Genomic DNA, 25,838 nt, shown 5'->3' with positions numbered 1-25,838 from the left:
GTGATCGAACCGATACGAACCGAGATGACTCCGGGTCTTCCCGAGGGTATATTCCAGTCGGAATAGTCTATCCGGAGGTGATCTGATGGCCGAGCTCTCGGCGGTCGCGGTGCTCGTGCTCGGGCTCCTGCACGAGCAGCCGATGCACCCGTACCAGCTCCACCAGACCCTGGTGGAGCGCGGCGACACCCGGATCGTCCGCGTCAACCCCGGCGCGGTCTACCACGGCGTCGAACGGCTCGAGCGGGACGGCCTGGTCGAGGTGGTCGGCACCGACCGCACCGGCAAGCGTCCCGAGCGCACCACCTACCGGATCACCGCCGCCGGCCGGACCGAGTTCGCCGCCCGGCTCACCAGCCTGCTCGGCGACGAGCACCCCGCGTACCCGCTCTTCTCGGTCGGTCTGGCCGAGGCCAACGAGCTGCCCGCCGACGAGGTCGTCGCGCAGCTGGTCCGCCGGCGGGACCGCAAGGTCGCGCACCGGGACCGGCTCGCCACGTCCTACGACTCGCTCAGCCGGCTGGGCCTGCCCCGGCGGTACCTCCTCGACGTCGAGCACGACCTGGCCACCCTGCGCGCCGAGATCGACTGGCTCGACCACACCCTCACCGAGCTGCAGTCCGGCGCCCTCGACTGGACCAGCCCGATCCCCGACTCGTTCCACGAGGCCAAGCGCTCGTTGCGCGCCCTCGATCCACCCCCGAAGGACATCTCATGAGCTCTGAGCAGCCTCGCGCGCTCGTCTACCTCCACGGACGCAGTCCGTGGAGCATCCTGCCCGCCCTCTGCCTGGGCTTCTTCATGATCATGGTGGACACCACGATCGTGAACATCGCCATCCCGTCGCTGGTCACGGCGTTCGACGCCGACCTGACAGCGGTCGGCTGGGTGAACAGCGCCTACCTGCTGACGTTCGCCACGCTGCTGCTGGTGACCGGCCGGCTGGGCGACCGGTTCGGGCCGCGGCCCGTCTTCGTCGTCGGGCTCGTCATCTTCACTGTCACGTCGCTGCTCTGCGGCCTGTCGGGGTCGATCGAGATGCTCATCGTCGCTCGCGCGCTCCAGGGCGTCGGCGCCGCGCTGATGACCCCGCAGACGATGTCGATGATCACGCGTGTCTTCCCGCCGCAGAAGCGCGGCGCCGCGATGGGCCTGTGGGGTGCCGTCGCCGGCGTCGCGACCATCACCGGCCCGGTGCTCGGCGGCCTGCTGGTCCAGACGGTGGGCTGGGAGTGGATCTTCTACGTCAACATCCCCGTCGGCGTCGTCGCCCTCGTGCTCGCGCTGCGGACCCTCCCCACGCTCCCCACGGCGAACCGGTCGTTCGACGGCCTCGGCGTCCTGCTGTCCGTCGTCGGCATGTTCCTCGTCGTGTTCGGTCTCCAGGAGGGCGCGACGTACGACTGGGGCACCATCACCGGACCGATCACGGTGTGGGGCGTCATCGGCGCCGGCGTGATCGTGCTCGTCGGCTTCGTGCTCTGGCAGCGCCACCGCGGGAGCGACGCGCTGCTGCCGCTGACCCTGTTCCACAGCCGCAACTTCTCTCTGTCCAACGTGGCCGGCGGTGCCGTGACCTTCGCGATGATCGGCATCTTCTTCCCGTTCACGCTGTTCCTGCAGGAGGTCCTCGGCCTGAGCCCGCTGAACGCCGCGCTCGTCGGCCTGCCGGGCTCGCTCCTGTCCGGCGTCGTCGCGCCGTTCGCCGGCCGGCTCTCGGACAAGGTCGCGGGCAAGTGGGTCGTGGCCAGCGGGTTCGCCATCCTCTCGGTCGCCATCACGTGGCTCGCGCTCGCGGTCCAGCCCGACGCACCGGTCTGGCACCTGGTCCTGCCGATGACCCTGTTCGGCATCGGCACCGGCGCGCTGTTCTCGCCGCTGGCCAACCTGGCCACCTCGGGTCTCGACGGCCGCACCGCGGGCGCCGGCGCCGGCGCGTTCAACACGACCCGCCAGATCGGCGGCGTCATCGGCTCCGCCGCGATCGTCGCCATGCTGACCTCGCGGCTCGCGGTCACCATCCCGGCGGCCGCCGAGGCTGCCGCGGACCAGGTGCCGGAGCAGTTCCGACAGTCGTTCGTCGACGGGTTCGCGTCGGGGAACTTCGCCAGCGGCGCGGCCCCGCAGCTGCCGTCGTCGGTGCCGGCGGACGTCGCCGCGCAGATCGGTCAGGTCGCGCAGCAGGCGGTGCACTCCGGCTTCGCGACGGCGGTGACGCAGACGATGCTGCTGACGGTCGCGGTGCTGGTGCTGGGGCTCGTCTCCAGCCTGGCGATGAAGGGTGGCCGCCCGGTGCACCACGCGCCGGCGGCAGTCGCCAAGGTCACCGCAGAGGTCTGACCGTACGACGAAGGCCCCGGGGAGAACCCCGGGGCCTTCGTCGTCGGCTCAGGCCTGCGGCGGCCTCGTCATGCTCAGCACGTCCAGCGCGCTGTCCAGCTGCTCCTCGGTGACCTCGCCGCGCTCCACGAAGCCGAGGTCGATCACGGCGGCCCGGACGGTGATCCCGTGCTTGACGGCGTGCTTGGCGATCTTCGCCGCGGCCTCGTACCCGATCACGCGGTTGAGCGGCGTGACGATCGACGGCGACGACTCGGCCAGGGCGCGGGCACGCTCGACGTTGGCGACCAGCCCGACCACGGTCTTGTCCGCGAGCAGCCGCGAGGCGTTGGCCAGCAGGCGCACCGACTCCAGCACCCCCGCGGCGATCACGGGGATCTGCACGTTGAGCTCGAACGACCCGCTCGCACCGGCCCACGCGACGGTGGCGTCGTTGCCGACGACGCGCGCGGCGACCATCAGCACGGCCTCGGGGATGACCGGGTTGACCTTGCCGGGCATGATCGACGAGCCGGGCTGCAGGTCGGGGATCGCGATCTCGCCGAGGCCGGTGTTCGGTCCGGAGCCCATCCAGCGCAGGTCGTTGCAGATCTTGGTGAGGCTGACCGCGATCGTGCGCAGCGCTCCCGAGAGCTCGACCAGCCCGTCGCGCGAGCTCTGCGCCTCGAAGTGGTCGCGTGCCTCGGTCAGCGGCAGGCCGGTGTCCTCGCGGAGCAGCGCGATCACCCGCTGGGGGAAGCCCGCCGGGGTGTTGATGCCCGTCCCGACGGCCGTTCCGCCCAGCGGGACCTCCGCAGCGCGGGGGAGAGCCGACTCGAGCCGCTCGATGCCGTACCGGACGGCGGCCGCGTAGCCGCCGAACTCCTGCCCGAGCGTCACCGGCGTCGCGTCCATGAGGTGGGTGCGACCGGACTTGACCACCTGCGCCCACTCGACGGACTTGGCCTCGAGCGACTCGGCCAGGTGCGCCAGCGCGGGGATCAGGTCGCGGACGACGCCGGCCGTCGCGGCCACGTGCACCGACGTCGGGAACACGTCGTTCGACGACTGCGACGCGTTGACGTGGTCGTTCGGGTGCACGTCGCGCCCGAGGAGCCGCGTCGCCAGCGTCGCGAGCACCTCGTTGGTGTTCATGTTCGAGCTGGTGCCCGAGCCGGTCTGGTAGACGTCGATCGGGAAGTCGCCGTCGTGCGCGCCGGTCGCGACGTCGTCGGCGGCGGCGACGATGGCGTCCGCGACGTCCTGCTCCAGCACGCCCAGCTCGGCGTTCGCGCGGGCCGCCGCCTTCTTGATGCGGGCGAGCGCCTCGATGTGGCTGCGCTCGAGGCGGCTGCCGGAGATCGGGAAGTTCTCGACCGCCCGCTGGGTCTGTGCGCGGTAGAGGGCGTCGACGGGGACGCGCACCTCACCCATCGTGTCGTGCTCGATGCGGAACTCAGAAGTCATGCGAGCCATCCTGCCGCACGCTCAGGGCTCGACGTCCCCCAGGGACTCCGTCAGGTGCACGGTCCCGTCGGCCAGCGTGTACTCGAGCCCGATGATCGCCACCCGCCCCTCGGCGACGGCCTCGGCGAGCGATCGGGAGTACCCCTGGATCATCTGCACGGTGTGCCGCACGTGCTCGTGGCCGAGGACCGCGGGGTCGAGCGTGTCCAGCGCACCCAGGCCACCGCCGCCCAGGTTGACGATGCTCGGGATGACCCGGTCGACGATCGCGCGCACGAAGCCCGTGGGCAGCTCGCCCGTCGTCAGCGCCGTCGTCGCCGCAGCGACCGCGCCGCAGCTGTCGTGACCGAGGACGACGACCAGTGACGCCCCGAGGACGTCGACGCCGTACTCGATCGACCCGACGACCGTGGTGTCGAGCACGTGGCCGGCGGTGCGGACCACGAACACGTCACCGAGCCCCTGGTCGAAGATGATCTCGGCGGCCACCCGGGAGTCCGAGCAGCCGAAGATCACCGCGAACGGGTACTGGGCGACACTGAGCTCGGAGCGGTGGTCGACCCCCTGTGAGGGGTGGAGCATCTCGCCGCGGACGAACCGCTCGTTCCCCTCGCGCAGGGCGGACCAGGCTTCGGCAGGTGTGGTGGGGCGTGGCACGGCGTCATCGTCGCAGGTCGGGACGCGGTTGGGGAGACCGGCTCAACGTGCGAGAAATGCTGCCAGCGGTGGCGCGCATGGGCCGAACGGGTGTAGCCCTTGGGTGTGAGGCGTCGACGCCTCGGTTCGGAGGTGCTCCGTGCGACGACGCACACGGGCGCTCGCCCTCGTGCTGGGGGTGGGGCTCGTCGCTCCGTTGGCAGCCTGTGCAGGATCCGGGTCCGGGACACCCGTCCTCACCTGGTACATCAACCCGGACGACGGTGGCCAGGCCGAGATCGCCAAGCAGTGCACGGAGGCCGCGGACGGTCAGTACGTCATCGAGACGTCCGTCCTGCCGCGCGACGCCAGCGCGCAGCGCGAGCAGCTGGCCCGACGACTGGCCGCCAAGGACTCGTCGATCGACATCATGAGCCTCGACCCGCCGTTCATCCCGGAGATGGCCGAGCCCGGGTTCCTGGCCCCCGTGCCCGACGACGTCGCGCAGCGGGTGACCCAGAACGTCGTGGCCGGCGCGCTGGCCGGGGCAACGTGGGGCGACAAGCTCGTGACCGTCCCGTTCTGGGCGAACACGCAGCTGCTCTGGTACCGCAAGTCCGTGGCGAAGGCGGCAGGGCTGGATCCGGCCGCGGCGCCGGTGACGTGGGACCAGATCATGACCGCGTCCCAGGACCAGGACAAGTACCTCGCCGTCCAGGGCACCAAGGCCGAGTCGCTGACCGTGTGGATCAACGCGCTCATCGCGTCGGCGGGCGGGACGATCATCGAGAATCCCGAGGCTCCGGCCGACGAGGTCACTCTCGGCCTGGACAGCCCGGCGGGTGAGGCCGCCGCGACGATCATCGGCACGATCGGCAAGGAGAACCTCGGCGGTCCCGCGCTGCCGACGGAGGACGAGGGAGCGTCGCTGGCCATCTTCCAGGGCGACAAGGGCTCCTTCATGGTCAACTGGCCGTTCGTCTGGTCCGCCACGAAGGCCGGCGTCGAGGACGGCACGTTCGACCAGGCGCTGCTCGACGACATCGGCTGGGCGCTGTACCCGCAGGTGACCGCCGACCAGCCGACCGCTCCGCCCTACGGCGGGATCAACCTCGGCATCGGGGCCTTCAGCAACTACGTCGACCTCTCCTACGCGGCCGCCGAGTGCATCGTGACCCCCGAGCACCAGGCGCAGTACTTCGCGACGAACGGCAACCCGCCGTCCAACACCGAGGCCTTCGACGACCCGGCCGTGATCGAGGCGTTCCCGATGGCGGACGTCATCCGGGAGTCGCTCGAGCTCGCCGTGCCCCGGCCGCAGACGCCGTACTACAACGAGGTGTCCACCGGCCTGCAGCAGACGTGGCACCCGCCGAGCGCGGTGACGCCAGAGGTCACCCCGGCCGAGTCGAGCGACCTGATCACCGCCGTGCTTCGAGGGGAGCAGCTGCTATGACCGCCGTCGCCGACAAGCCGGACCTGCGCGACGCGGCGGCCAAGGCCGGGCGCAGCGACCGCGCGAAGTCCGAGGCCCGCCTCGGCTGGCTGCTCGCCGGGCCGGCGTTCGTCGTCATGCTCGCCGTCACGCTCTACCCGATCCTGCAGGCCTTCTACGACTCGCTCTTCCACTTCCGGCTCACCGCGCCGGACGACAAGAGCTGGGCAGGTCTGAGCAACTACTCCGTCGTGCTGACCGACCCGCTCTTCTGGCAGGCGCTCGGCGTGACCGTCTTCATCACGGTCACCACGGTGGTGATCGAGCTGCTCCTCGGGTTCGCGCTCGCGCTCGTCATGCACCGCGCGATCACCCAGCTCCGCGGTCTGCTCCGCACGGCGATCCTGGTGCCGTACGGGATCATCACCGTGGTCTCGGCCTTCGCGTGGTTCTACGCCTTCGACATCAACTCGGGGTACATCAACCACTGGTTCGACTGGGTGCCCGGGATCAGCACGGACCTCAACTGGTTCGCCCAGCAGGGCACCAGCCTGTTCGTCATCATCATGTCGGAGATCTGGAAGACCACGCCGTTCATCTCGCTCCTCCTGCTCGCGGGCCTCTCGCAGGTGCCGACCGAGCTCGAGGAGGCGGCCGAGGTCGACGGCGCGACGTGGTGGCAGCGGCTGACGCGAGTGGTCCTGCCGAACATGAAGGCCGCGATCATGGTGGCGGTCCTGTTCCGGGCCCTCGACGCGTTCCGCATCTTCGACAACGTGTTCATCATGACGAACGGGGCCAACGGCACCGAGGTGCTGTCGCTCCTGGCCTACCGGACGTCGATCGGACGGCTCGAGATCGGGCTCGGCTCCGCGATCTCCGTGCTCCTCTTCCTGTGCGTGATCGGCATCTGCTGGGTCGCGGTCAAGCTCTTCAAGGTCGATCTGGCCGGCGGCGCGAGGGGGGCTGGCTGATGAAGCAGCTGTCGACGAGGGCCAAGTGGGCCTGGGCCCTCATCACGATCTTCGTCATCTCCTACGCCCTGTTCCCGATCGTCTCGATCTTCGCGACGTCGTTCAAGCTGCCGAGCCAGCTCAACCTCGGGCTGTTCTGGCCGAAGACCTGGACGTGGGTGAACTACGAGGAGATCCTCGCGCCGGGCGGGTCCGCGCAGACGCTGTTCCTGTCCTCGCTGCGCAACTCGATCGGCATCTGCCTGATCGCCACCGCCATCGCGGTCGTCCTGGCCACGCTCGCGGCCTATGCGATCGCCCGGCTCGACTTCCCGGGCAAGCGGCTGGTCCTGCTCACCGCGCTCGGCGTCTCGATCTTCCCCGTCATCTCGATCGTCACGCCGCTGTTCAACCTCTGGCGGAACATCGGCCTCTACGACACCTGGCTCGGGCTGATCATCCCGTACCTCTCGCTGACGCTGCCGATCTCCATCTGGACCCTCGCGGCGTTCTTCCGCCAGATCCCGTGGGAGCTCGAGCAGGCCGCCCAGGTGGACGGGGCGACCACGTGGCAGGCCTTCCGCAAGGCGATCGTGCCGCTGGCAGCACCTGGCGTGTTCACCACCGCGCTGATCGCGTTCTTCATCGCCTGGAACGACTTCGTGTACGGCATCTCGCTCACGTCGACCGACCGCGCCCGGCCGGTGCCCGCTGCGCTGGCGTTCTTCACCGGCGCCTCGCAGTTCGAGGAGCCGACGGGGTCGATCTCCGCCGCCGCCATCATCGTGACCATCCCCGTGGTCATCCTCGTCCTGCTCTTCCAACGCCAGATCGTGTCCGGCCTGACCCAGGGCGCCGTCAAGGGCTGACCACGAAGGAGATCCGATGGCCGCCATCACTCTCAAGGACATCGTCAAGCAGTACGGCGACGGCTTCCTCGCCGTGAAAGGGGTCAGCCTCGACATCGCCGACGGCGAGTTCGTCATCCTCGTCGGCCCGTCCGGCTGCGGGAAGTCGACCCTGCTGCGCATGATCGTCGGCCTCGAGGACATCACGGCCGGTGAGCTGACGATCGGTGGGACGCGGGTCAACGACAAGGCACCTCGCGACCGCAAGCTCGCCATGGTGTTCCAGAACTACGCGCTCTACCCCCACCTGACGGTCTTCGAGAACATCGCCTTCCCGCTGCGCCTGCAGAAGGGCAAGTTCACCGAGGCGCAGATCACGGAGAAGGTCGAGTTCGCCGCCAAGACCCTCGAGCTGCAGGACCACCTGCAGCGCAAGCCCGCGAACCTGTCCGGCGGGCAGCGGCAGCGCGTCGCGATGGGCCGCGCCATCGTCCGGGAGGCTGAGGCCTTCCTCTTCGACGAGCCCCTGTCCAACCTCGACGCCAAGCTGCGCGGCCAGATGCGCACCGAGATCGCCCGCATGCAGCGCCGTCTCGGCACCACCACGGTCTACGTCACGCACGACCAGACCGAGGCGATGACCCTGGGCGACCGCGTCGCGGTGCTTCGGAAGGGTGAGCTCCAGCAGGTCGCCAGCCCGCGTGGCCTCTACGAGCAGCCCGTGAACCTCTTCGTCGCCGGCTTCATCGGCTCGCCGCCCATGAACTTCCTGCCCGGCGAGGTCAACGGAGCGACCATGAAGCTGCCGTTCGCCGACGTCCCCATCTCCGCCGACCTCGCCTCGAAGCTCGGCGACAAGAAGCTCGTCATCGTCGGCATCCGCCCCGAGCACTTCGAGGACGTCAACCTGCTGGAGGAGTCCAAGGTGGCGTCCGGCGTCACGTTCGACGCGCCCGTGGACGTCAGCGAGTGGCTCGGCTCGGAGCTCTACGCGTACATCCCGTTCGATACCAACCCCGACGTCGCGACGACCCTCGAGGAGCTCGACCGGGACCTCGACGGCGAGGGCCTGCGCACCCAGCTCATCGTCACGCTCGGGTCCGAGACGAAGGTCCGCGACGGCGACGACGCGAACCTCTGGTTCGACCCCGCGCGCATGATGGTGTTCGACCCCGAGACCGGCGAGAACCTCACCTGGGACGCCGAGGCCGCGAAGTCGATCGACCAGGAGAACGAGGCCGACCGCAAGGCGTCGCTGGAGCGCGCACAGGCCCGCGAGAAGTCCCGCGCCTGACGTCCCCCAGGTCGCCTCAGTCGAGCTCGGTCGAGCGCGGCGGGTTCGCGCCTGCGCGCGAGACCGTGATCGCGGCGATGCGCGCGCACCGCTCCAGCACGCCCTCGACCGTCGCGGCGTCGACGTCCGCCAGCGCCTGCCGACGGTCCGCCCCGAGCAGCCCGGCCGACCAGAGCCCGTCGATCAGCCCGCCCATGAACGAGTCCCCGGCACCCACGGTGTCCGCGACCTGCACCTTCGGCGCCGCGACCGAGATCCGCGCGCCGGCCGACGTGCTCGCGAACGCCCCTTCGCCGCCGTGCGTGACGACGACGAGCGACGGCCCGGACCGGCTCCACTCCTCGGCGATCTCCGCCGGTGCTACACCGGGGTGCAGCCACGCGAGGTCCTCGTCGCTGACCTTCACGACGTCGGCCAGGCGGACCAGCGCCTCGACGACGGGCAGGGCGTGCGCCGGTGAGCCCATGAGCACGGGTCGCAGGTTGGGGTCGTAGGTGATGGTCGACGTCGCGCGGCTGCGGGCCACGATCGTCGCGACTGCGGCACCGCCGGGCTGCAGCACCGTCGCGATCGAGCCGGTGTGCACGACCAGCGGGTTGCCGGGCTCCTCGTCCCACGTCTCGGGCAGGTCCCACTCGAGGTCGAACTCGTAGGAAGCGGTGCCCTCGGCGTCGAGGTGCGCCGTCGCGACGGGGGTGCGCAGCGCCGACCGGTTGCCCTGCAGGACGTTGACGCCCGAACCGAGCAGGTGCCGGCGCACCAGGTCGCCGTCCGCGTCCTGCCCGAGCCACGTCAGCAGGTCCACGCGCCGACCGAGCCGGCCGAGCCCGAGGGCGACGTTGGCGGGGCTGCCGCCGGGGTGCTGCGCGCGACTGCCGTCGGGGCGTGCGACCACGTCGATGAGCGCCTCGCCGATCACGAGGGCCCGGTCTGCTGTCGGCGTGGTCATCGCGTCTCCTCGTCGTCCATGCTGTCGTTCGTGCTGCCCTCCGCGCCCACCACTGTGTCGCGCACGGCGGCGAGCCGCTCACGAGCACCGTCCAGCCACTCCTGGCACCGCGTCGCCAACGCCTCACCGCGCTCCCAGAGCGCGAGCGACTCCTCGAGCGTCGCCGCACCGGCCTCGAGCCGGGCGACGACCGAGACGAGCTCGTCGCGGGCCTCCTCGTAGCCGAGGGCGGCGACGTCGGCGTTCGGGTCGGGCGGGGCGGACGACGAGGCGGACGCGGCGGACTGGGACGACTTCGGCACGGGGACAGTCAACCAGGACGTGCCCACAGCGCCGGCCGGTGTCCGCCGCGGCCGCAGCGGGTCGCGGTGAGCGGCGTCCGGACCGGGTGATGCGGGCGCGCTGCGGGCACCGTTGGCGCGACTCGTCCGCACGTCGTCGATCGGCCCTGGGTTGCGTCGCGCGGACGAGCACGCGGCGCGGTTGGCGCAGACGGTCGCGTGTCGTCCGTCAGCTCGAGGTGACCGTCGCGGCCAGCTCGCCGCGGGCGACCCGGATACGCAACAGCTCATCGGGCGCGACGTCGTCCGGGTCCCGCACCACGTGCCCGTCGGCGCCCTGCACGACGGCGTACCCGCGGTCGAGCGTGGCGGCCGGCGACAGGGCACGGACCTGGGCGCTGAGCCCGGCCACCTCGGCGCGGCCGTGCACGAGCGCGGTGTGCAGGGACCGCCGCGCACTCTCGCGCAGGGCGTCGACGCGGTGCTCGTGCATGTCCACCAGCGTCGTCGGGTTGGCCAGCACGGGCCGGCTGCGCCAGTGGTCGAGCCCGCTCTGCTCGCGGGTGAGGCGGTGCGTGAGTGCGGCCCGGGCGCGCAGCCGCGCCTGGGTCAGCCGCGCACGCTCCTCGCTGACGTCCGGCACGATCCGCTTGGCGGCGTCGGTCGGAGTCGAGGCGCGGAGGTCCGCGACGAGGTCCAGCAGCGGCGTGTCCAGGTGGTGCCCGATCGCGCTGACCAGAGGTGTCCTGCAGGCCGCCGCGACGCGCACCAGCGACTCGTTGCTGAACGGCAGCAGGTCCTCGAACGACCCACCGCCGCGGGCGACCACGATCACGTCGACGCGCGGGTCCCGGTCCAGCTCCGCGATCGCCGCACTGACCTCGGGCACCGCCCGCGGCCCCTGCACGGTCACCCGGCGGATCTCGAACTGCACCGCGGACCACCGGGCGCGTGCGTTGGACACCACGTCGTGCTCGGCGTCGCCCTGCTGCGCGACGATCAGCCCGACCACCGCCGGCAGGAACGGCAGCCCGCGCTTGCGCGACGGCTCGAACAGCCCCTCGGCGCCGAGCACGCCCTTGAGGTGCTCGATCCGCGCGAGCAGCTCGCCGAGCCCGACCAGCCGCACGTCGTCGGCGGCGAACGTCAGGGTCCCCTTCTTGGCGTGGAACTGCGGTCGGGCGTGCACCACGAGGTGCGCACCGTCCGCGAGCTTGTCCGCGAGCTTGTCGATGGCGGAGGCCGGGGCCGTGACCGACAGGGACATGTCGAGGTCGGTGTCGCGCAGCGTCAGGAAGTAGAGGGTGTTCCACCGCTTGAGGTTCAGCACCTGCCCCTCGACCCACACCGGCGGCATCTTCGCGATGTAGTCGGCGATCTTCGGTGCCAGGTGCCGCACCGGCCAGGGGCGGTCGGGGGTGGTGTCCGCCGCGCGCAGCGGACGAGGGCCGGCCGTCGCCGGGGTGCTCAGGGGGCCGGTGCTCACACGCCCAGCCTGCCTCATGGCGCCGACATCTCCGCCCCCGCCGCATGTGACGGGGCCGTGCGGGTCGGGTGCAGGTCACACCCGCGGGGCGCCTCCGAGCAGGGCCGATGCGGCCCGCCGATCTAGACTCGGACCGTGACTTCCCCGACCGTCTCCGCCTCCGGCACGCCCTCCGGCACGCCCGCCACCGGCAAGCGCGTCCTGCTGGCCGCCCCCCGCGGCTACTGCGCCGGCGTCGACCGCGCGGTCATCGCCGTCGAGAAGGCGCTCGAGCACTACGGCGCCCCCGTGTACGTCCGCAAGGAGATCGTCCACAACCGGTACGTCGTCGAGACGCTGGCAGCCCGGGGTGCCGTCTTCGTGAACGAGACCGACGAGGTGCCCGAGGGCTCCCACGTCGTCTTCTCCGCGCACGGTGTCTCGCCCGCGGTCCACGCGCAGGCGGCGGCGCGGAACCTGCAGACCATCGACGCCACCTGCCCGCTGGTCACCAAGGTCCACAAGGAAGCCGTGCGGTTCGCGTCCGAGGACTACGACATCCTCCTCATCGGCCACGACGGCCACGAGGAGGTCGAGGGCACGTACGGCGAGGCCCCCGACCACATCCAGGTCGTGAACTCCCCGGATGCCGTCGCCGACGTCGTGGTGCGCGACCCCGACCGGCTCATCTGGATCTCGCAGACCACGCTCTCGGTCGACGAGACCATGGACACGGTCCGCCGGCTGCGCGAGCGCTTCCCGAACCTGCAGGACCCGCCCAGCGACGACATCTGCTACGCCACCCAGAACCGTCAGGTGGCCGTCAAGAAGCTGGCTCCCGAGTGCGACCTGGTCATCACGGTCGGCTCGGCGAACTCGTCCAACTCCGTCCGGCTGGTCGAGGTCGCCCTGGACGCCGGTGCGCGGACGTCCTACCGCGTCGACCAGGCCTCCGAGATCGACCTCGCCTGGCTCGACGGCGTCACCACCGTCGGCGTCACGTCGGGCGCCTCCGTCCCCGAGATCCTGGTCAAGGACGTCCTGGCCCTGCTCGCCGAGCACGGATTCGGCGACGTCGAGGAGGTCCGCACCGCGACCGAGGACCTCATGTTCTCGCTGCCCCGCGAGCTCCGCGCCGACCTCAAGGCCGCCGGCAAGGCCCCCGTCGTCCCGCGCCGCGACGGCCGCACGTCGCTGGACGTCCAGCCGGCCTGACGGACCGCAGCCTGCCGCTGACCCCAGGCGAGCCGCGACGCGCGCCCGCGGCCCCTTCCGACGAACCCGACGTGGGTGTCGCTCTCCGGCCCAGAACGCCACCCATGTCGGGTTCGAGGCCGCCGTGTGCGGGGCGTCAGGCCGTCGACGCGTCCGGGGGTTGCGCGGCGCGCTCGGCGCGGAGGGCGCGCTCGTCACGGTCGGCGCGGCCGTCGAACATGACGATCAGCTCCTCGGCCGACGCGACCAGCTCGGGCGCGCTGACCGCGGAGAGCTGCGGGTTCACGGGGTCGGGGGTCTCCAGGCCGCCGTCGACCACGTGCAGGTCCGCGAACCGTCGGGCGCTGACCAGGACCCGGGTCTCCAGGGACGACACGGTCTGGTTGTAGGCACCGGCTGCGGAGTCGATGGCGCGGCCCAGCTTGGCCAGGTGCGAGCCCATGGTGGCGAGCCGGCCGTGCAGCTCCTTGCCGAGCGACAGGACGGCCTGCGCGTTGCTGGCCAGCGCGTCCTGCCGCCACGCGTACGACACGGTGCGCAGGAGGGCGAGCAGGGTGGTCGGCGTGGCGATGACGACGTTGCGCTCGAACGCGTACTCGATCAGCAGCGGGTCCTGCTCGGCGGCGGCGTGCAGGAACGACTCGGCGGGCACGAACATCACGACGAACTCCGGTGCCGGGGCGAACTGGTCCCAGTAGCGCTTCCCCGCGAGGTCGTCGACGTGCGCGCGGACGTGCCGGGCGTGCGCCGCGAGCCGCTCGGTACGGACGTGCTCGTCGGTGGCCTGCGCGGCGTCGAGGAACCCGAGGAACGCGACCTTGGCGTCCACGACGACGTTCTTCCCGCCTGCGAGCTTGATGACCATGTCCGGCCTCAGCAGCCCGTCGTCGGTGCGGACCTGGTCCTGCTCGACGAAGTCGACGTGGGCGAGCATCCCCGCGGCCTCGACGACCCGCTTGAGCTGCAGCTCACCCCACTTCCCCCGCACCTGCGACGAGCGCAGCGCCGTGACCAGCTGCGCCGTCTCACCGCGCAGGTGCTCGGAGGCCAGGTGCATCGCACGCACCTGCTCGCCGAGCGCAGCCTGCCCGGCGGCCCGCGCCTGCTCGGCGGTCGACAGCTCGACGCGCACCTGGTCGAGGGTGCGGGACAGCGGCTCCACCATCGCGCGGACGGCCTGCTCGCGCTGGGCGAGCTCACCGACCTGCGTCTGGTGGTCGGCGGCGAACCGTTGGTGGGCGAGCGCCAGGAACTGGTCGGTGCTCGTCGCCAGGGCGTCGGCCGCCAGGGCCCGGAACTGGTCGGCCAGCCGGTCGGAGTCCGCCAGCCTGGCCTGTGCACCGTGCCGCTCGGCCTCGAGCAGCGCGCGCGCCCGTGCGGCCTCGAGGTCGGCGGCGCGCAGCCGGGACGAGGCGAGCATCCAGCCGGCGAGCGCGCCGACGACCGCGCCGATCGCGAGTCCCAGCAGCAGTCCTGTGTCCATGCGTGCAGGCTCCCAGCAGCCACCGACATCCCACCCGGCCTCCCACCGGAGAATGAGGCACGGCGGGCCGACGACGCCTTACGGTGGTCCGATGTCGAACGCACCCGCCCTCGAGCTGCGCGGACTGTGGCGCAAGTTCGGCGACAAGATCGCCGTCTCCGGCATCGACCTCGTCGTCCCTGCCGGCTCGTTCTACGGCCTCGTCGGCCCCAACGGCGCCGGCAAGACGACCACACTCTCGATGGCGACCGGGCTGCTGCAGCCCGACTTCGGCACCGTGCTGGTGCACGGCCGCGACCTGTGGGCGTCCCCGATCGAGGTCAAGAGCATGCTCGGGGTGCTGCCCGACGGCGTCCGCCTCTTCGACCGGCTGACGGGTGAGCAGCTCATCACCTACGCGGGGCTGCTGCAGGGGCTCGACCGCGAGACCGTCGCCGCCCGCGCGGCCGACCTGCTGGCCGCCCTGGACCTGACCGCCGACGCGACGAAGCTCGTCGTCGAGTACTCCGCGGGCATGACGAAGAAGGTCGCCCTGGCGTGCGCGCTGGTGCACGCACCCCGGCTGCTGGTCCTGGACGAGCCGTTCGAGGCCGTCGACCCGGTGTCCGCCGCGAACATCCGCGACATCCTGCGCTCGTACGTCACGTCGGGCGGCACCGTGATCGTGTCGTCGCACGTCATGGACCTGGTCCAGCGCATGTGCGACCACGTCGCGGTGATCGCGGCGGGCCACGTGCTCGCGGCCGGCACCATCGACGAGGTCCGCGGCAACGGCAGCCTCGAGGACCGGTTCGTCGACCTGGTCGGCGGACGCGTGACCGGGGAGGGGCTGGCGTGGTTGCGCACCTCGTCCGCCTGAAGCTGACCCTGCTGCGCAACGCGCTGCGGCGCAGCGCCTGGCAGGTGGTCGGCCTCGTCGTCGGCTCCCTGTACGGGCTCGGTGCCCTGGTGCTCGTGGTGGTGTCGATGGCGGTGCTCAGCGTGCAGGAGCCCGACATCCGTGGGCTCGTCACCGTGCTCGCCGGCTCCGTGCTCGTCCTGGGCTGGTGGGTGGTGCCGCTCGTCGCCTTCGGTCTGGACTCCACCATCGACCCCGCGCGGTTCGTCACGTTCGCCATCCCGCGGCGGTCCCTGCTCACGGGCCTCGCCCTCGCGGGGATCATCGGGGTGCCCGGCGCGATCACGGTGGGGTCGGCGCTCGCGATGGCGGGCGTGTGGTGGCGGACCCCGGCGGCGCTCGTCGTCGGGATCGTCTGCGCGGCGCTCGCCGTCGCGACGTGCGTGATCGGCGCGCGGGCGACGACCTCGGCCGCGTCCACCCTGGTCACGGGCCGACGCTTCCGCGAGGTCATGGCCGCCGTCGCCGTGCTGCCGTTCATCGTCGTGGGACCGGTCCTGGGCCGGCTGACCTCGGGCGCGACCATCACGCAGGACCTGCTCCAGCAGGTGGCCGACGTCCTGTCGTGGACCCCGTTCGGCGCGTCCTGGGCGGTGCCGGCCGCCGTCGCGGACGGGCAGTGGGGGCTGGCGGTGGCGCGCTTCGGGATCGCCGTGGCGACGCTCGCGGTCGTCGCCGTCGTGTGGGACCGGTCGCTGGCGCACGCGCTGGTCAACCCCGCGCACCAGAAGGTCTCGTCGAAGGGCCGCGGCCTCGGCTGGTTCGACCGGCTGCCCGCGACACCGCTCGGCGCGGTCACCGCACGATGCCTGACGTACTGGGCGCGGGACCCGCGCTACGCGCTCGCCGTGGCCGTCGTACCAGTGCTCGCGGTGGTGCTGTACATCGTCAGCCCGGGTGGCGAGGTGGTCCTGCTCATCGGCCCCATCGCGGCCTATCTCATGGGCTGGGGGATCTCCGCCGACGTCGCGTACGACGGCTCCGCCTTCTGGACGCACGTCGCCGCACCCCTGCGCGGGAGCGCGGACCGGCTGGGTCGGGTCATCGCGGCGGGAGCGATCGCCGTGCCCGCGGTCACGGTCCTCGTCGTGGGCTCCGCACTGGTCGCCCGCCAGCCGCACACGATCCTCGCGCTGCTCGGGCTGTCGTTCGGGGTGCTGCTGACGTCGCTCGGCGGCTCCAGCGTCCTGTCCGCGCTCGTCGTCTACCCCGTCCAGCTGCCGGGCGAGAGCCCGTTCCAGACGAAGCAGGGTGCCTCGACGGCGTCGGTCCTCTCCCAGCTGGTCGGCTGGCTGGTCGTCATGGCGCTGTGCCTGCCCGAGATGGTCCTCGCGCTGATGGCTGTCCGCGGTGGGTCGGTCACGCTCGGCTGGGTGACCCTCGTCGTCGGGCTGGTGCTCGGCTCGGCGCTCCTGGCGATCGGTGTGCGCGTCGGTGGTCGCACGCTCGACCGGACCGGTCCGAGCCTCCTGAGCAAGATCGTGGCGTTCGCCTGACGGAAGGCCCCCGTAGACTTTCCCGCCGTGGCACTCACCATCGGCATCGTCGGCCTGCCCAACGTCGGCAAGTCCACCCTCTTCAACGCGCTGACCCGAGCGCAGGTCCTCGCGGCGAACTACCCGTTCGCGACGATCGAGCCCAACGTCGGCGTCGTCCCGCTGCCCGACCCTCGGCTCGAGACGCTCGCGGAGCTCTTCGGCTCCGAGCGGATCCTGCCCGCGACCGTGTCGTTCGTCGACATCGCCGGCATCGTCAAGGGCGCCAGCGAAGGTGAGGGCCTGGGCAACAAGTTCCTCGCCAACATCCGCGAGGCCGACGCGATCTGCCAGGTCACCCGCGTGTTCGCCGACCCGGACGTCGTGCACGTCTCCGGCGCGGTGAACCCGAAGGACGACATCGAGATCATCGCCACCGAGCTGATCCTCGCGGACCTGCAGACCCTCGAGAAGGCGATCCCGCGCCTCGAGAAGGAGGTGCGCGCGAAGAAGGCCGACCCCGGTCTGCTCGCGGCGGCCCAGGAGGCGTTCGCGATCCTCGAGACCGGCCAGACGCTCGCGCAGAGCGGCAAGAAGATCGAGCACCTCGACGAGCTGCAGCTCATGACGAGCAAGCCGTTCATCTACGTCTTCAACACCGACGACGCCGGCCTGGCCGACACCGCGATGCAGGACGAGCTCCGCGCGCTGGTCGCCCCCGCCGACGCCATCTTCCTCGACGCCAAGTTCGAGTCCGAGCTGGTCGAGCTGGAGCCGGACGAGGCCCGCGAGATGCTCGCCGACAACGGCCAGGAGGAGGCCGGCCTGGACCAGCTGGCCCGCGTCGGCTTCCACACGCTCGGCCTGCAGTCGTACCTGACGGCCGGCCCCAAGGAGTCCCGCGCCTGGACGATCCACCGCGGCTGGACCGCCCCGCAGGCCGCCGGCGTCATCCACACCGACTTCCAGAAGGGCTTCATCAAGGCGGAGGTCATCTCGTTCGACGACCTCGTCGCCGCGGGCTCCGTCGCGGCCGCCCGTGCCGCGGGCAAGGCCCGCATCGAGGGCAAGGACTACGTGATGGCCGACGGCGACGTGGTGGAGTTCCGCTTCAACGTGTAACCGGCCCGGTCAATTGCTGTTTCTTGGCCTCAACCCGCAGGGAGTCTGCAGGAGAACGGAGGACCATGCCTGGGGCAGCACCCGGTGGTCAGCGGCGCGCTCCCCGGCCGCGAGGTCTCCCGGATCGACCCTGCTGCCGAGACCGAGCGGCCCGCGCGAGCCGCGACCCGCTCGCACGACAAGACCCCCCACGGCGAACCCTCTCGGGCTCCGCGTGGGGGGTCTGGTCGTTCAACCAGTCGCTGCGGTTGCGCTGCTATCGGTGGGTCAGTGCTGCGACCCGTGCCGACGGATCCGGCTGGCGGCGAGGGCTGAGGTGCCCGCTGCGAGCAGGAGGGCGACCATCAGCAGCGTCGAGCCCAGGTCGGCGCCCGTCGCTGCGAGCGGTGCCGAGGTGGCCACCGGGGCATCGGCGAGGACGACGACGCCCGTCGAGACGCTCCGGACCTCCCCGTCGACCGAGACGCCGTTGACCTGCACCGTGTGCGCCCCGACGGCGAGCCCGTCCGGGAGGTCGAACCGTGCCACGAACGCGCCGTCGTCGCCGACGGTCACCTGACCGAGCAGGATGTCCGTGCCCAGGAGCCACACGTCGATGGCACTCCCCGGCTTGAAGCCCGTCCCGCTCGCCTGGATGAGCCCGCTCTGGCCGACGACGATCCGGCCCGAAGAATCCAACGGGACGAGCGAGCCGTCGGCGTTCAGGGCACGCATCTGCATCGTGAAGCCGTTGCCGACGAGGTTGAACGCCCCACCGGTCGTGGTGACCGTCACGGGGCGGAGCTGACCGTCCACGACGAGCACGCTTGTGCCCGGAGCGGGTGCCGGGCTGACCGGGGAGAGGATCCCCGGCGCGAGGATCGGCTGGAGCACCGGGGTTCCGCTGACCGACGCACTGGCCGGTCCGTGACCTGCCTCGTTGACCGCGCGGAGCACGACCTGAACCGGCACGCCGTTGACGAGCCCGCCGATGACCAACGGGCTCGCGGCGCCACCGGTCGAACGGCGGGTCCACGTGGTCCCACCGTCCAGCGAGTAGTCGTACGTCGTGACGTCCGCGCCGCCGTCGTTGACGGGGGGCTGGAAGCTCACCGTGAGCGTGCGGTTGCCGCCCACGACCGTGGTGATCGTCGGTGCACCCGGGGTGGTGCGCGGGGTGGCCGTCTCGACGGTGCTGTACGCGCCGGCGCCCGCCTCGTTGACCGCGGCGACCCGGAACGAGACCGGGGTGCCGTTGGCGAGCGAGGTCACCGTGTACGTCGGGCTGGTCGAGGCGGTGTCGGCGACGACCGTCGTCCACGTGGTGGCATCGGTCGAGCTCTCGACCCGGTAGCCGGTGACCGGGGCGCCACCGTCATCGACAGGGGCCGCCCAGGTCAGGGTGACGACCTCGTTGCCCGGCGTCGCGGCGAGGTTCACCGGGGCGTCGGGGATGGTGCGAGGCGTTGCGGTCGTGGGGACGCCGGCCGGGCCCGCACCGACGGCGTTGAACGCGCTGACCCGGAAGGAGACCGGGATGCCGTTGGCCAGGCCGGTCGCCGTGAAGGCCGTGGCGGTCGAACCGGTGTCGGCGACGACCGTCGTCCAGGTCGTGCCGTCCGTGGAGGACTCGATCTGGTACCCCGTGAGGGGCGTGCCGCCGGTGTCCGTCGGCGCCGTCCAGGTGAGGTCGACGCGGTGGTTGCCGGGAAGCGCGACCAGGTCGGTCGGCGCCACGGCGACGTCCACCGGGGTGGCCGTGACGGGCGTCGAGGCGGTGCCCGTCCCGGTGGCGTTGCGTGCCGAGAAACGGAAGGACACGGCGTCGCCGTTGGTCAGTCCGGTCGCGGTGTAGGACGTCGCGTCCGTGCCCGTGTCGGTGAGTGTGGTCCACAGGACGCCGTCGGTCGAGGATTCGATGACGTAGCCCTCGATCGCCGATCCGCCGAGCCAGACCGGAGCCGTCCAGGTCAGGGCGATCTGCTCGGGTCCGGGCGTGGCGGCGAGCGCGGTCGGCGTGCCCGGCGCGGTGTCCGGCACGCTGATCGCGATCGTGTACGACGCGGTGCTCGTGATGCCCAACGACGACGCGGTCACCGTGAACGAGTCGGCGTCGTCGACCAGGCGGGCGTCGATCGCTGAGGCGTCGGGGACGAACACGTACTGGCCGGTCACGTCGTCGACGCGAGCTGTGCCGTAGGTGCCGACGAGGGCGTGCGTGTAGCTGACGCCGCCGATGGTCGCGGCCTGGGCGACGCCCCCGTCCAGCCCGTAGGTGATCGGATCACCCTCGGGGTCCGTCGCGGCGAGCGTCCCGGTGGCGTTGGCGTACGTCTGCGCGCCCTCGGAGTTGGTGAAGGTGTCCGTCGACGGTGCGACGAGCGTGGGGCCGTCGTCGACGGGCGTGATGTTCACCGTGACCTGGCCGGATCCGGAGCCCTGCGAGCTGCTGTCAGCCAGGATGGTGATCGTCCGGCTGGCCGGCGGGGTGTCCGAGGTGTTCGAGTACGCCAGCAGGCGGGCGACCTGCTGGGCGACGTCGTCCGTCGCCTTGGTGCCGTAGACGCGAACGTTGTCGATCTGCAGCGAGGCGCCGGCGGCCAGGCCGCAGGTCGCGTCGTGGGTACCGGCGACGAAGACGAAGCGGTAGGTGCCCGCCGTGGGGATGACCGTCTCCTGCGAGGCCCACGGCGTGGTGCCCGGGCCGGTGGAGTCGAGGACCTCGGTCTGGACGCCGTTGGTGTCCACGATGTAGCCGAAGACGTGGTAGTTGTCGTCACCCGCGTAGGCGCGCCAGTCGAAGTAGATCTTGTCGCCGGCGGCGGCCTGGAACGGTGCCGTGTAGACGCCCGGACCGTGCACGACGTCGCAGCCCTGGGCGGTCGTCATGCCGCTCGAGGTCAGCTCGAGGGCGTACGAGCCCTCGCTCGCGCTGGTCGTGACCGTGCTCGTGTAGGAGCCCGGGAACATCGGGGCGTTGTTGTCCTGGTTGGGCGTGTTGCCCGGGTAGGTGCTCGTGTCGGCCGCCACGAAGCCGGCGATCGAGGTGACGCCGAGGTCGATCCGGTTGTTGATGGCCGTCCAGCCGGTGAGGTCGGAGCTCTCGAACCCGGCGTTGTCGAAGGCGCTGGTGAAGTTGACGCGTAGGGGCTGGCCGGACGTCCCGTCGAGGCTCGGGTCGACCGAGCCGACCGGGTCCGCGGACGTGCCGTTGCCCAGGTAGACCGAGCCGCCGACGACCGAGACGACGCCGGCCGCGACGACCGGCGAGGAGCTGGTGAGGAGGGACAGGACGTCGGATGTGTCGCCGGCGTCGACCGAGAACTCGACGAACTGACCCGCGTAGGAGGTTCCGCCGGTGACCGTGACGTTCGAGCCGACGGCGACGGGGGCGGCCTGCTCGACGTAGACGGGGGTGGGCGCGCTGCCGCCGTCGACGACGGGCGCGGCGAAGGCGCCCGCGAGGGGGGCTGTCACGAGGAGGAGTGCGGTGGCCGCTGCGATCTTCCACAAGCGGGGTCGAGCGGGGGGTGTGGCGACGGTGCAGACGGGTGTCGTCGTCATCGGTGGTGATCTCCCTTGGGCGCGGTACAACCGCGCTGGTGAGGTGTGGGTGACGTGCGGGCCGAATGTCCGATGGACATGTGGCCTCATGGTCATCGGGAGCCTCACCCCGATACTTGACCGTTCAACGACCGAGGTTCTGCCACTGACCGGGTGAAGGCGTCGTCTCGCGAGCCGGACAAGCGCTCAGATAGTGGACACAACGCACGCTCAGCGGCCCACGGTTCCGACTCCTTCGCCGCGCAGGGCTCGCACCGTCCGCACACCTCACCAAGACCTATGGGGACGGCCAGCACCGCACCATCGTGCTGGACTGCTTCGAACTCGACGTCGCCGACCGCTACATCGCCGCGGTCGTCGTCCCCAGCGGTTCCGGGAAGAGCACCCTCGCGATCGGTGTGACGCTGCTCGAGCCGCCGACCTCGGCTTCGAGCACACCGACGACCAGGAGGACCCCGAGGCCGGCGTCGTGTGGGAGTGGCGATGGACCCGAGCGTCGGACACGTAGGCCCGGCGACCCACTCCGCGCGATGGCGGCCGACGACCGAATGGGCCCGACCCCCTTCCGTCCGGGCGGCCCCTTTCCCCTCGGCGCGACGGCCGGTTACGGTGCTAGTGGATCGAACGCCGTACGGGCAAGGAAGGCCGGGCGAGCGTTCGACGACGTGGCGCCTCGGGAGCACCTGATGGAAACCATGCACGGATCGTGGGCCCGCACTCTGCGTGGCTTCATCGTCGCGACGGTGGTCGCACTCTTCCTCGCAACCGGTGCTGTCAGCCCTGCATCCGCGGGGCCTCCGGGCCACGCGGGCAGAGGGGTGCCGACGAGCAAGATCTCGGTGCAGCTGTGGACCTTCGCGGAGTACATCGGGTTCGGCACGGACGCCGCCACCATCGCCCGGACCGAGGAGGTGTTCAGCCGCCTCAAGGAGATGGGGTACCGGAACGTCGAGCCGTTCACCCTGAGCGGGCTGACCGCGCAGCAGTACCGCGCGCTGCTCGACAAGTACCGGCTCAAGGCGTCCGCGCGCCACGTCGACGTCGGGACGCCGCAGAACCCGGCCGACATCGACCAGATCCTGCGGGACAACCGGACGCTGGGGATCACGTACTTCGGCTCCGGGTCGACCCCGATCTTCCCGCCGGTCTACACCACCGAGGCGGAGTGGATCGCGTACGCGGAGTACATCGACGGGCTCGGCGCCGTGGCCCGCCGGCACGGCCAGACGCTGATGGTGCACAACCACGACATCGAGTTCGAGACGGTCTTCGGCGGCCGGACCGTGTTCGACATCCTCATGGCGAGCACGAAGCCGAAGAACGTCGTGTTCCAGCTCGACCTCTACTGGGCGACCAACGGCGGCGGCATCGACAACCCGATCGACGTGATCGAGCGGTACGGCAACCGGATCAAGCTGTTCCACGTGAAGGACATGGCGGCCGGCGCGTTCCCCGGTCGGATCGAGATCGTCGGCGACGGGATCATCGACTTCCCCTCGATCTTCCGTGCCGCGGGTGGCAGCACCAAGTACTACGTCGTCGAGCACGACCCTCGGTTCGGCGACCCGACCTTCGACCCGTTCGTGGCCGCCCAGGAGGGCTTCGACTACCTCGAGCGCGTGACCTTCTGACGCGTCAGTGGTGCGGCGTGCCGCGTCGTGCCTCGACCACGGCGTGCCGCACGAACCGCTTCGCGTGGTCGAGCATCTCGGCGTTCGACTTGACCCCGTCCGTCTCTCCATCCGACCGCCGCGGCTTGTGGTCGGGTGCTGCGACGACGAACGACGCCAGGGCAGCCGCAGCGCGCGCGTAGATGTCCCGGGCCAGGTCGGTGCAGAGGAACGACGTGATGCTGGCGGACTTCTCCGGCCTGCCGCCCGGTGGCTTGAAGAAGTACCGCGACGGGTCGGATCCCACCTCTGCCGCGAACTCTCGGTAGGCCTGGTCGAGCTCCTGCATGGGTGTGAAACCGAAGGACGCCGCTGCCACGGGCTCGGGCGCCCAGTACTTCGACGTCGGTCGCGGCCGGGAGCCGGCCGCGCGCCCCGGCCCCACGGGGGCGGGCTTCGACAGGTTGTAGAGGATGGTGCCGACGCGGTACTGGCCCGGGTCGGACTGCAGGTAGACCACCCGGCGGCACGCGGCGAGCGTCATGACCCCGGAGCACTGGGCGCACGACTCCAGGCTCGTGTAGATGGTGACGCCGTTCATCGTGCTGCCGTACCGCACCGGCGCGGCCTCGTCCGGGTCGACCACCTGCCAGTTGTTGTAGGTCTGGTTCAGCGAGAACAAGCGCCGGACCAGACGGCTCTCGGCATGTTCCGCGGAGCTGTTGAAGAGCTCGTTGTGGTTGAGGTCGAAGTCGAGGATCGAGCCGTTCTCGTCGACGGCGATGCAGGCGATGTTGTGGCCGAGGTAGCGGTCGCCGGACTTGTCACCGGCATACCTGCCCTCGTCGACCTTCTGGTTCTCCCGCCACGGATAGGTCCCCAGCGCCCCGGACTTGTTGCCGTTCCAGTAGCCGTCGATCAGGGCCATGACGACCAGCGACGCGATCGTGTGACGCTCCGCGTCGCCCGGCGAGACGGGCACGGCAGGAGGTTCGACCAGGCTGCTGACCGGCTTGTCCCAGTACCCCGCGAGACTGGAGTCGGGCGGGACGTCGGGCGGCAGAGCGCTCACGGCACCTGCTCCTCTGCTGAGGTGACCAGATCGTTCCTCCGCATCCTGTCAGCGGGCGACGGTGGTGCCAAGAACAGCTCAGGCCGGAGCCAGCAGGTCCCGTCCGATCTCGTCGACGCACCGCACGCCGGACAGTGCCATGGTCAGGTCGAGCTCCGCCCAGAGGTGCTGCATCACGGCGCGAGCACCCTCCGCGCCCGCGAGGGCCAGGCCGTAGACCCACGGCCGGCCGACGAGCACAGCAGTCGCCCCGAGCGCGAGCGCCGTGACGACGTCGGCGCCGCTGCGGATGCCGCTGTCGAACAGCACCGGGATGCGGCCGCCGACGACCTCGACCACCGTCGGGAGGGCGTCGAGCGAGCCGATCGCACCGTCGACCTGACGACCGCCGTGGTTGGACACGACGATCCCGTCGACGCCGTGCTCGAGCGCGAGCGCGGCGTCGCCGGGGTGCTGGATGCCCTTGAGCACGATCGGCAGGGACGTCCGCTCGCGCAGCCGGGCCAGGTCGGCCCACGTGAGCGACGACCGGGAGAACACGTCGAGGAACGTCTCGACGGCGGCCCGGGGGAGCGGCGAGCGGAGGTTGTCGCGCGTCCGGCCGGGGTAGTGGGACGCCATCGAGTGCAGCGCGCGGACGGCCGCCGGCGTCGGGCGCGGAGCGGGCTCGTCGGCGGGTGCCCTCGTCGCGGCCCGCGCCTCGACCAGCCGACGGAAGGCCGGGTCGCTCGTGTACTGGGCGATGCCCTCGCCGCGCGCGAACGGCAGGTAGGCGAGGTCGAGGTCGCGCGTCCGCCAGCCGAGCACGTGCGTGTCGAGCGTGACGACGAGCGCGTCGCTGCCGATGTCCTCCGCGCGCGACACGAAGGAGTCGACGACATCGTCGTCCTTGCTCCAGTAGAGCTGGAACCAGCGCGGCGCGTCCCCGAGGGTCCGGGCGACGGCCTCCATCGGGACGGAGGCCTGCGACGAGATCACCATCGGCAGGTCCAGTGCTCGCGCCGCGCGGGCGACGGCGTGGTCGGCGTCGCGGTGTGCCAGCTCGAGCACGCCGATGGGCGCGAACAGGAGCGGGGCGGGCAGCCGGCGACCGAACAGCTCGACCGACGTGTCGCGCTGCTCGACGTCGACGAGCATGCGCGGGACGATCCGGTGCCGGTCGAACGCGTCCCGGTTGGCCTGCACGGTGCGCTGCCGACCGGCGCCGCCCGCGACGTACGCCCAGGCGACGTCGCTCATCCGGGCGCGTGCCGCGGTCTCGAGCGCCTCGGGCTCGACGGGGACGACGGGCCTCCGGCCGAACACCCCCGCGCGGTAGATGCGGGACTGGACCGCGCGGCCGACGGCGGCTGCGGTCCGGCGGTCGGCGTCGTCGCTCACCCGTCGCAGTCTGGCACCAGGGCGCCCCAGGTGGCCCGGCCGGTCGCGGTCGGGCCACGGACCGGCCGGGCGTCGATCAGCGGGTGACCGAGCGACGACCGCCGACGCGGATCCAGATCAGCAGCACGATGATGGCGCCGATGATCGACCCGATGATCCCGGAGGGCTGGAGGAAGCCGTCGGACGCGTCGTCACGGAAGAACAGGTAGGCGAGGAACCCGCCGACGAACGAGCCGAGGATCCCGATGATGATCGTCATGGCGATCGACAGGTCCTGCTTGCCGGGGACGATGAGGCGTGCGAGCAGCCCGGCGACGAGCCCGACGATGATGACGGTGACGATGAGTCCCAGCATGGTGGTACCTCCTTGGGAGTGACTGTGTGGCTCTACCA

General features: G+C 71.2%; 21 protein-coding genes. 11 read left to right on the top strand and 10 right to left on the bottom strand.

Annotated features, from left to right (window positions below; translation table 11 throughout):
- The first annotated feature begins 85 nt into the window (after positions 1-85).
- Complete coding sequence (locus J2X26_RS01040; protein ID WP_307489067.1) at positions 86-718, top strand: PadR family transcriptional regulator; 633 nt, start codon at positions 86-88, stop codon at positions 716-718.
- Complete coding sequence (locus J2X26_RS01035) at positions 634-2,340, top strand: DHA2 family efflux MFS transporter permease subunit (RefSeq protein WP_307490680.1); 1,707 nt, start codon at positions 634-636, stop codon at positions 2,338-2,340. Before J2X26_RS01040 ends, J2X26_RS01035 begins: the two co-directional genes overlap by 85 nt.
- Positions 2,341-2,388: 48 nt before the next feature.
- On the opposite strand, the gene J2X26_RS01030 is transcribed toward J2X26_RS01035, so the two are convergent.
- Together J2X26_RS01030 and J2X26_RS01025 are read right to left on the bottom strand one after the other, a co-directional pair.
- Entirely contained in the window at positions 2,389-3,786 is a 1,398-nt protein-coding gene (locus tag J2X26_RS01030; RefSeq protein WP_307489065.1) for a class II fumarate hydratase, read from the bottom strand.
- A gap of 21 nt (positions 3,787-3,807) precedes the next feature.
- Positions 3,808-4,443: a carbonic anhydrase gene (locus J2X26_RS01025; protein WP_307489064.1), complete on the bottom strand. Its 636-nt coding sequence runs from the start codon at positions 4,441-4,443 to the stop codon at positions 3,808-3,810.
- Positions 4,444-4,582: 139 nt separating this feature from the next.
- On the opposite strand from J2X26_RS01025, the gene J2X26_RS01020 reads away from it, so the two are divergent.
- From J2X26_RS01020 to J2X26_RS01005, 4 genes are read left to right on the top strand one after another with little or no spacing between them, the layout of a single operon-like run.
- Positions 4,583-5,878, top strand: a complete 1,296-nt coding sequence (locus tag J2X26_RS01020; RefSeq protein ID WP_307489063.1) for a sugar ABC transporter substrate-binding protein — start codon at positions 4,583-4,585, stop codon at positions 5,876-5,878.
- Complete coding sequence (locus J2X26_RS01015; protein WP_307489061.1) at positions 5,875-6,831, top strand: carbohydrate ABC transporter permease; 957 nt, start codon at positions 5,875-5,877, stop codon at positions 6,829-6,831. Before J2X26_RS01020 ends, J2X26_RS01015 begins: the two co-directional genes overlap by 4 nt.
- Positions 6,831-7,679: a carbohydrate ABC transporter permease gene (locus tag J2X26_RS01010; protein WP_307489060.1), complete on the top strand. Its 849-nt coding sequence runs from the start codon at positions 6,831-6,833 to the stop codon at positions 7,677-7,679. Before J2X26_RS01015 ends, J2X26_RS01010 begins: the two co-directional genes overlap by 1 nt.
- Before the next feature lie 16 nt (positions 7,680-7,695).
- Positions 7,696-8,952, top strand: coding sequence for an ABC transporter ATP-binding protein (locus tag J2X26_RS01005; protein WP_307489058.1), 1,257 nt, complete (start codon positions 7,696-7,698; stop codon positions 8,950-8,952).
- Between the two features lie 16 nt (positions 8,953-8,968).
- Here J2X26_RS01005 and J2X26_RS01000 read toward each other — a convergent pair whose 3' ends face one another.
- From J2X26_RS01000 to xseA, 3 genes are all read right to left on the bottom strand, one after another.
- The gene (locus tag J2X26_RS01000) at positions 8,969-9,901 is read right to left on the bottom strand and encodes a carbohydrate kinase family protein (protein WP_307489056.1); all 933 of its coding nucleotides are present in this window, start codon (positions 9,899-9,901) and stop codon (positions 8,969-8,971) included.
- Entirely contained in the window at positions 9,898-10,203 is a 306-nt protein-coding gene (locus J2X26_RS00995; RefSeq protein WP_307489055.1) for an exodeoxyribonuclease VII small subunit, read from the bottom strand. The genes J2X26_RS01000 and J2X26_RS00995 overlap by 4 nt, the downstream gene beginning before the upstream one ends.
- A 208-nt stretch (positions 10,204-10,411) precedes the next feature.
- On the bottom strand, positions 10,412-11,668 hold the full coding sequence (gene xseA, locus J2X26_RS00990) for an exodeoxyribonuclease VII large subunit (protein WP_307489053.1): 1,257 nt from the start codon (positions 11,666-11,668) through the stop codon (positions 10,412-10,414).
- Between the two features lie 135 nt (positions 11,669-11,803).
- Here xseA and J2X26_RS00985 point away from each other — a divergent pair, with 135 nt between their 5' ends.
- Complete coding sequence (locus J2X26_RS00985) at positions 11,804-12,862, top strand: 4-hydroxy-3-methylbut-2-enyl diphosphate reductase (RefSeq protein ID WP_307489051.1); 1,059 nt, start codon at positions 11,804-11,806, stop codon at positions 12,860-12,862.
- A 136-nt stretch (positions 12,863-12,998) separates the two neighbouring features.
- Here the strand turns inward: J2X26_RS00985 and J2X26_RS00980 are convergent, their stop codons facing one another.
- Positions 12,999-14,345 carry a DNA recombination protein RmuC gene (locus J2X26_RS00980; RefSeq protein WP_307489049.1) on the bottom strand — a complete coding sequence of 449 codons (1,347 nt, stop codon included), beginning with the start codon at positions 14,343-14,345 and terminating at the stop codon, positions 12,999-13,001.
- Between the two features lie 52 nt (positions 14,346-14,397).
- Between J2X26_RS00980 and J2X26_RS00975 the strand changes: the two genes are divergently transcribed.
- From J2X26_RS00975 to ychF, 3 genes are read left to right on the top strand one after another with little or no spacing between them, the layout of a single operon-like run.
- The gene (locus J2X26_RS00975; protein WP_439897802.1) at positions 14,398-15,204 is read left to right on the top strand and encodes an ABC transporter ATP-binding protein; all 807 of its coding nucleotides are present in this window, start codon (positions 14,398-14,400) and stop codon (positions 15,202-15,204) included.
- A complete protein-coding gene (locus tag J2X26_RS00970; RefSeq protein ID WP_307489046.1) occupies positions 15,180-16,739 on the top strand; it encodes a hypothetical protein in 1,560 nt (519 codons plus the stop codon). The genes J2X26_RS00975 and J2X26_RS00970 overlap by 25 nt, the downstream gene beginning before the upstream one ends.
- A gap of 27 nt (positions 16,740-16,766) precedes the next feature.
- Positions 16,767-17,840, top strand: coding sequence for a redox-regulated ATPase YchF (gene ychF / locus J2X26_RS00965; RefSeq protein WP_307489045.1), 1,074 nt, complete (start codon positions 16,767-16,769; stop codon positions 17,838-17,840).
- Between the two features lie 267 nt (positions 17,841-18,107).
- Here ychF and J2X26_RS00960 read toward each other — a convergent pair whose 3' ends face one another.
- Positions 18,108-21,296, bottom strand: a complete 3,189-nt coding sequence (locus J2X26_RS00960; RefSeq protein WP_307489044.1) for a fibronectin type III domain-containing protein — start codon at positions 21,294-21,296, stop codon at positions 18,108-18,110.
- Positions 21,297-22,069: 773 nt separating this feature from the next.
- On the opposite strand from J2X26_RS00960, the gene J2X26_RS00955 reads away from it, so the two are divergent.
- Positions 22,070-23,014, top strand: a complete 945-nt coding sequence (locus tag J2X26_RS00955) for a sugar phosphate isomerase/epimerase family protein (protein ID WP_307489042.1) — start codon at positions 22,070-22,072, stop codon at positions 23,012-23,014.
- A 4-nt stretch (positions 23,015-23,018) separates the two neighbouring features.
- On the opposite strand, the gene J2X26_RS00950 is transcribed toward J2X26_RS00955, so the two are convergent.
- From J2X26_RS00950 to J2X26_RS00940, 3 genes are all read right to left on the bottom strand, one after another.
- The gene (locus J2X26_RS00950) at positions 23,019-24,065 is read right to left on the bottom strand and encodes a hypothetical protein (RefSeq protein WP_307489040.1); all 1,047 of its coding nucleotides are present in this window, start codon (positions 24,063-24,065) and stop codon (positions 23,019-23,021) included.
- A 78-nt stretch (positions 24,066-24,143) separates the two neighbouring features.
- Complete coding sequence (locus J2X26_RS00945) at positions 24,144-25,445, bottom strand: lactate 2-monooxygenase (protein ID WP_307489038.1); 1,302 nt, start codon at positions 25,443-25,445, stop codon at positions 24,144-24,146.
- Positions 25,446-25,521: 76 nt separating this feature from the next.
- Positions 25,522-25,800 carry a GlsB/YeaQ/YmgE family stress response membrane protein gene (locus J2X26_RS00940; RefSeq protein WP_307489036.1) on the bottom strand — a complete coding sequence of 93 codons (279 nt, stop codon included), beginning with the start codon at positions 25,798-25,800 and terminating at the stop codon, positions 25,522-25,524.
- Positions 25,801-25,838: the final 38 nt, after the last annotated feature.

It is taken from the genome of Cellulomonas humilata, assembly GCF_030814415.1.
Taxonomy (GTDB): domain Bacteria; phylum Actinomycetota; class Actinomycetes; order Actinomycetales; family Cellulomonadaceae; genus Cellulomonas; species Cellulomonas humilata_A.
This window is presented reverse-complemented; position numbering and strand designations above follow the sequence as displayed.

Coding starts and splice junctions, on each gene's coding strand:
- J2X26_RS01040 (WP_307489067.1), top strand. CDS start 86: ATGGCCGAGCTCTCGGCGGTCGCGGTGCTCGTGCTCGGGCTCCTGCAC.
- J2X26_RS01030 (WP_307489065.1), bottom strand. CDS start 3,786: ATGACTTCTGAGTTCCGCATCGAGCACGACACGATGGGTGAGGTGCGC.
- J2X26_RS01015 (WP_307489061.1), top strand. CDS start 5,875: ATGACCGCCGTCGCCGACAAGCCGGACCTGCGCGACGCGGCGGCCAAG.
- J2X26_RS01010 (WP_307489060.1), top strand. CDS start 6,831: ATGAAGCAGCTGTCGACGAGGGCCAAGTGGGCCTGGGCCCTCATCACG.
- J2X26_RS01005 (WP_307489058.1), top strand. CDS start 7,696: ATGGCCGCCATCACTCTCAAGGACATCGTCAAGCAGTACGGCGACGGC.
- J2X26_RS01000 (WP_307489056.1), bottom strand. CDS start 9,901: ATGACCACGCCGACAGCAGACCGGGCCCTCGTGATCGGCGAGGCGCTC.
- J2X26_RS00980 (WP_307489049.1), bottom strand. CDS start 14,345: ATGGACACAGGACTGCTGCTGGGACTCGCGATCGGCGCGGTCGTCGGC.
- J2X26_RS00975 (WP_439897802.1), top strand. CDS start 14,398: ATGAGGCACGGCGGGCCGACGACGCCTTACGGTGGTCCGATGTCGAAC.
- J2X26_RS00955 (WP_307489042.1), top strand. CDS start 22,070: ATGGAAACCATGCACGGATCGTGGGCCCGCACTCTGCGTGGCTTCATC.
- J2X26_RS00940 (WP_307489036.1), bottom strand. CDS start 25,800: ATGCTGGGACTCATCGTCACCGTCATCATCGTCGGGCTCGTCGCCGGG.